This is a genomic window from Aquabacterium sp., assembly GCF_021768455.1.
Lineage (GTDB): Bacteria > Pseudomonadota > Gammaproteobacteria > Burkholderiales > Burkholderiaceae_C > Aquabacterium.
This window is the reverse complement of record NZ_JAIZVX010000036.1, coordinates 23,042-29,041: the sequence shown is the minus strand read 5'-3', so window position 1 is coordinate 29,041 and position 6,000 is coordinate 23,042. Positions and strand designations below refer to the sequence as shown.

At 67.1% G+C, this 6,000-nt stretch carries 5 protein-coding genes; 1 reads left to right on the top strand and 4 read right to left on the bottom strand.

Going from position 1 to position 6,000, the window contains the following annotated elements:
- The 4 genes from QZ994_RS07120 to QZ994_RS07105 form a co-directional block, all read right to left on the bottom strand.
- Positions 1–631 (bottom strand): CHASE2 domain-containing protein (locus tag QZ994_RS07120; RefSeq protein ID WP_290870226.1); only part of this gene is annotated, 631 nt, incomplete at its 3' end.
- The gene (locus QZ994_RS07115; protein WP_290870223.1) at positions 628–2,289 is read right to left on the bottom strand and encodes a FecR domain-containing protein; all 1,662 of its coding nucleotides are present in this window, start codon (positions 2,287–2,289) and stop codon (positions 628–630) included. The genes QZ994_RS07120 and QZ994_RS07115, both read right to left, overlap by 4 nt.
- A gap of 43 nt (positions 2,290–2,332) precedes the next feature.
- Positions 2,333–3,082 (bottom strand): Nif3-like dinuclear metal center hexameric protein, encoded by a 750-nt coding sequence (locus QZ994_RS07110; RefSeq protein ID WP_290870220.1) that lies wholly within the window; start codon positions 3,080–3,082, stop codon positions 2,333–2,335.
- A 122-nt stretch (positions 3,083–3,204) separates the two neighbouring features.
- Positions 3,205–4,563: a hypothetical protein gene (locus tag QZ994_RS07105; RefSeq protein ID WP_290870217.1), complete on the bottom strand. Its 1,359-nt coding sequence runs from the start codon at positions 4,561–4,563 to the stop codon at positions 3,205–3,207.
- Positions 4,564–4,782: 219 nt separating this feature from the next.
- Between QZ994_RS07105 and QZ994_RS07100 the strand changes: the two genes are divergently transcribed.
- Positions 4,783–5,952, top strand: coding sequence for a trypsin-like peptidase domain-containing protein (locus QZ994_RS07100; RefSeq protein ID WP_290870214.1), 1,170 nt, complete (start codon positions 4,783–4,785; stop codon positions 5,950–5,952).
- Positions 5,953–6,000: the final 48 nt, after the last annotated feature.

Here is a 6,000-nt window from a genome sequence, read left to right as displayed (position 1 = left end):
CCAGCCGTTGCAGCGCCTGTTCCAGCTTCTGAATGCCGCTGACGCTGCTGATACTGTCGGCTGACAGGCTAATAAAACGGTTTTCGCGGCTGGCGATACCGGTATTGGCAATCAGCACCCCGTCGACGTCCAGGGTGACGTCGGCATGCGCCAGGTGGGCAACGCGGCGCAGGGGCTCGATCGGCGGCAGCTCTCGGCCGCGGCCCAGCGCATCGAGTGTGTGGCCCACTGGCAGCACGACCTTGCCGTTGGCGGCGATGGCGTCGGCCAGCAGCTGGTCCTGCACCGGGTCGCGGTCAGGCTCGGTCATCAGGAGGTTGATGAGCACGGCCCGCGGCTGGGCCTGGTTGATGCGCGCCAGGGCCTGGGCGTGGATGGCGCGGCGCCAGGGCCAGCGCCCGATGGCCGCCAGGCTGGCGTCGTCGATGGCGACGATGACGACGCCGGGCGGCGCAGGGCGCGTCCAGGTGCTCTGGGCCGCGTCACCGATGGTCTGGTCCAGGCGCCAGGTCCAGTGGCCCCAGCTGAAGAACGCGGCCAGGCCGGCCAGGCCCAGGCTGAGCCAGCGCCACTCTCGCCACCAGCTCTGCGTGCCGGGCGGGGCCGTGCGAACGTGGGGCTCAGGGCTCACGGAGGCGAGACCAGCAGGCGCTCTCCGGCGCCGATGCAGGCGCCTGAGCCGCTGCGAACGCAGGCGGGCAGGGTCAACCACTGCGGAGCGGTCCAGGGGCCGACGAAACCGTCTGCGTCGATGGCGCGGTAACGGATCAGGAAGCGGCCGCCATCCTGCGGCTTGGGCAGGCTGATGTCAGGGTGATCGCTGGCCAGGGCCGTGACCAGGTCTGAGAAGGCGGCGTCACGGGCCATCTGAAACTCGAAGCGCTGGCCAGGTTCGCCCTGCAGCCGATAACGCACGCTCTTGTCGTCGACCACTGGGGGCGGCGGAGCCGGTGGTTCGGGGCGAACCTGGAAGGTTTGGGCATCGCCCCAGGGGCCGCGGTCCGGGCCGGCGGCCACCGTCGCCACGCGCCAGCGGTAGTCGCCAGGAGGAAGGGCCAGCTCGTGCTGGGGTGCGCTCAGGTCATCGAGGTCGAGCAGGGGCTGAGCAAAGTCGGCACCGGTGCTCACCTGCAGCCGGTAGTGCTGCGCCTGCGGGTGGGCGGCCCAGGCCAGCTTGACGGTCTTGCTGCGCCACTTGGATCCGGGGGCGGGCTCGCTGGGCAGCGGTGCTTCCGGGCGGGCCTTGAGCGTGAAGGCCAGGGTGGCGTCGGCACTCGACAGGCCTTGGGCGTCGATGCTGCGGGCGCGCAGGTGGTAATGCCCATCGGGCAGATCCGCGAAACGCAGGACGGGCGTGGCACTGTTCGCCTCGCCACGCACGCGCTGGAAATCGGCGTCTTCGGCAACCTGGGCACGGTAGGCCACGGCACCGGCCACCGGCGGCACGTCGAAGCGCACGAGGATGCGTTCGTGCACGGTGGGTTGTCCACGCAACTCGGGTGCGGCGGGCAAGGGCAGGGCAGGGCTGACCCGGCCGCTGGCCTGAGCGATGCTGCCGTAGCCGGCCTTCACCAGGGTCTCGCCGGCGCTGCCCTGCACGCCCACCGCGCCCGTCAGGGTTTCGTGGCGGGTCTGTTGGCGGGCGGCGTCCGCGTCCACCCGGAACTCGGTGCCTCGCACGCCCAGCACCGCCTGCGGGGTCTTGATCTGGAAGCGGGGTTCGCCCCCGGTCATGTGGGTCACCAGGGCTTCGACGCGACCGCGCACCACCGACCACACCGAGCTGAAAAAGCCTGCCGATTCGTACTGCTGGGAAGTGTCCAGCCTGGCTTCGGTGTCGGCCTGGATCTTCAGCACCGAGCCATCGGCCAGCCTGACCGTGACGTAGCCGTCGCCTCCGGTCCGCACCACGCTGCCGGGTGGCAGGGCCTGGCCCTTGCGAGCGGGCTGGGCGGGCGAGGTGGCGGGTTGCACGCTGGCGGCGCCCACGGTTTCCAGCACCGTGCCTTCGCGGCTCACGCGCTTGAGCAGCCTTTCGGGGATGCGCAGGCGCGTGCCCACGGGGATGCGGCGCGGATGGGTGATGTGGTTGAGTTGGCCGACTTGGGGCCAGTCCTGGGGTCTGCCCAGCAGCTTGTCGCCCAGGCCAATCAGGGTGTCGCCCTCCTGGGCCTGGTAGATGTAGAAAGCTTCGGTTGGGGGGGCGGCGAGCGCGGGCAGGCTGGCGACCAGCGTTGCCGCGGCCACGACGGACATCGTCAACGCCGACAGGCGGGGGGCATGGAGCATGGGGAGCCTTGGGGTTGCCTTGGGAGGTGTATTGGAGGGGGGCTCAGGCCGGGTTGTCGAGGTCGAGGAAGGTGTGCTGGATGCCGAACTGGCTGGCCAGGTGGGCGCCCAGGGCCTGCACACCATAGCGCTCCGAGGCATGGTGGCCGCAGGCCAGGAAGGCCACGCCGGTTTCGCGCGAGAGGTGAGCCTGGGGCTCCGAGATCTCGCCCGTGAGGAAGGCGTCTGCCCCGGCGGCCATGGCCTGTTCGAAATGGCCCTGGGCCCCGCCGCTGCACCAGGCGATGCGGCGCAGCGGTCGTCCGTCCCCTGGCAGGAGCACCGGTTCACGCTGCAAGGCGGTGTGCACGCGGGCGGCCAGGTCGGTCGCCGATCGCAGGGCACCGGCCGGGCCGATGAAACCGATGTACTGCTCGCCAAAGCGTGCATCGGCCTGCAGGCCCATGCGCAGCCCCCATTGGGCGTTGTTGCCCCACTCGGCGTGGGCGTCCAGAGGCAGGTGATAGGCCAGCAGGTTGATGTCGTGCGCCAGCAGGCGGCTCAAGCGCTGTTTCATCCAGCCGGTCACGCGGCCATCCTGCCCGCGCCAGAACAGCCCGTGGTGAACGAGGATGGCATCGGCTCCTTGCGCGATGGCCGCCTCGATGAGGGCCAGGCTGGCCGTGACGCCGCTCAGCACCGTGCGCACCTCGGCCTTGCCCTCCACTTGCAGACCATTCGGCCCATAATCTTTGAAACGCCCCACATCCAGCACGGCATGGAGGTGGTTTTGCAGGGTGTCTCTGTCGATCATGTTCAAGTCTCTTGACGGTGGGCGTGCCCCGATTTTCCCCGATTGGCGTGCACCCGTTTGACCGTTGCCAACGGAAGTAAAAAAGGGCGCCTTGAGGCGCCCTGGACCCGAGTGTGCCGCACTCAGTGCAAGCGTCGACGTGCGATCAGCAGCGTAACCAGGCCGCTGGCCAGCAAGGCGTAATCCGATGGTTCTGGCACCTGGGGTGTCGGAGACGCACCGGGCGCAAAAGACGTGCCACCCGTGGTCATGTAGGTGTCGTAGCTGTCGAACCCCGCCAGCACAAGCTGGAATTTTTGTTTGGCATTCAGGCTGAACAGACCACTGACTCGGATGCTGCCGAAGCGAAGGGTGGTCCCGGCCACATCGGCAAAGCTGCTGGTGTCGACGTCGGCGCCATTGAGCTGCAGCGAATCCTCCGCTGACGCATCGATCACGATGTTGGCGTAGTTGAAAGCAAAGGCTTGTTTGCCAGTCGGCGTGGCCAGTCGGTACGCATCCAGCCAGGTGTCGCTGCCGCCGATGACCGCCATGGAGGGATCGCTCACGTCGGGAAATGTGGCGTCTTGCCCCTTGAGGTACTGTGCCACCATGACCGGTGCGCTGCCTTCGATCACGGCGGCGTCCTGAAGCGTGAATTCGTGCACCTGCCCTGCGTTCAGGGTGGCCACGACCACGCCACCCACCTTGATCTGGTTGCCATCCGTGGGCGAGATCACCCTCACGAGGTTGCCAGCAGAGCCCGTGTTGGTGGTCTCAGAAACCACGTAGCGCTTGGAGAGCCTGTCAATGCTGGGCATTTGCTCGACGAGGGTGTCGCAGTAGCCAGTGCCGATCGGTACGTTGGCGCATTGGTGGCCGCTCAGCACGGCGATGGGCTTGTTGGCACTGACGCGAGAGCCTGTCAGGTCGACCGAACCGCCGGCATAGGTGTAGGTCTGGCCCTTGTTCAGGGTGACCGTCACCGCCGCGCCGGATTTGGGTGTGAGGGTGACGATCGTGTTGTCCTGCGTGGCTGTGATGCCGACCTGGGAGCCCTCGCCGTTACCGCCGCCCTGGGATGCCAGGAGGTACTGTGTGCCCAACCCCTTGCTGTCATACAGATAAGCCATGTCCGACGTGTAGGGCGCACGGTTGACCAGGTAGGCGCCGATGCTCCCGCTGCTGCTCACCACGAAGCCCTTGTCGCTGATGCCCGTTCCCGCAGTGGACTGCACCGGTGGCAGCGCCAGGTTGAAGAAGCCCGTGCTGTCCAGCGAGAACGATTGGGAGAAGCTGTTGCCATTGCTGACAGACACACTGGTGCCTGCGTCGCCGAAGAGGAAGAGCGATGGCGTGCCCTCTGTGTAATTTTTGTTGAGGTTGAAGAACAGTTCATTTGCCTGGGCGGATGCGCCAGCGAGACCGCACAAGACTGTGGCGGCAGCGGCGATCAGCGGAGACACAGAGGGACGCAAAGGTCGCAGCAGGTGACGTGACATGAAGGGACTCCCAAGGTGTATGTTGACGATGTGTGCCCGATCGGACGGTCGTGCGAGCGTCCGGGAAATCAGGCACGCGAGAAGATAGATCTTGAAGCCGGTGAATCACATCCCTACAACGTGGGGCCTGCTTTGAGGCTCGGCGGTTGAATGGCCTACGCCTCATAATCGGCAAGTGCCGCGATGGCATTCCGAGATTGACGCTCGCCGCTTCTCCTCATGCGAAAAACCTGGTTGATCTTTTCTCAGACCGTGACCGTGGCCGTGGCGCTGCTGTTTGTGGTGTCCACCTTCAAGCCTCAGTGGGTGCAGTCGCTCACCTGGCGGCAGGCGATGCCCGGGGCCACCGTGGCCGTGGTGCCCTCGGGGAGCGCCTCCGGGGCGGTCGTGGCGCAGGCCGATGGCGGCTTCCGGGCGGCGGCACGCAAGGCCGCACCCACCGTGGTCAGCGTGGTCACCAGCAGTTCGGCGGCGCGCCACCCCAAGCGCAACGATCCCTGGTTCCGCTACTTCTTTGGCGAACAGCAGGGCCAGCCGCAATCTGGCGTGGGCTCGGGGGTGATCGTCTCGCCAGAGGGCTATGTGCTCACCAACAACCACGTGGTTGAGAACATGGACGACATCGAGGTCATGCTGACCGACGGGCGCAAGGCCATGGCCAAGGTCATCGGCACCGATCCCGACACCGACCTGGCCGTGCTCAAGATCGACCTCGATCGCCTGCCCTCCATCACCTTTGGCGACTCCGATGCCTTGCTGGTGGGAGATTCGGTGCTGGCCATCGGCAACCCCTTTGGCGTCGGCCAGACCGTCACGGCCGGCATCGTCAGCGCCCTGGGGCGCAACCAGCTGGGCATCAACACCTTCGAGAACTTCATCCAGACCGATGCCGCCATCAACCCAGGCAACTCGGGCGGCGCCCTGGTTGACGCGGCAGGCAACCTCGTGGGCATCAACAGCGCGATCTACTCGCGCTCGGGCGGCAACATGGGCATCGGCTTTGCCATCCCGGTTTCCACCGCCCGCCTGGTGATGGAAAGCCTGATCCGCGATGGCCTGGTCACCCGTGGCTGGATCGGGGTCGAGCCCCGCGACCTCACGCCCGACATCGCCGAGACCTTCAACCTGCCCGTCAAGGAAGGCGTGCTGATTTCCGGTGTGCTGCAGAACGGCCCGGCCGCCCAGGGCGGCTTGCGCCCGGGTGACGTGGTGGTGCAGGTGGGCAGCGCCCCTGTGGCCAACACCTCCCAGCTGCTCAATGCCGTGGCAGCACTCAAGCCGGGTCAGCCGGCCCCCATCGAGGTCCAGCGCGGGGCTGAGCGGCTCAAGCTCAGCGTGGTCGTCGCGCGCCGACCCAAAACGCCCGTGCAGCGTCACCAGGACGAGTGAGTGAAAAAGGCGCTGCCCTGGCGCGGCGCACCCTCCCTCCAAATCCGA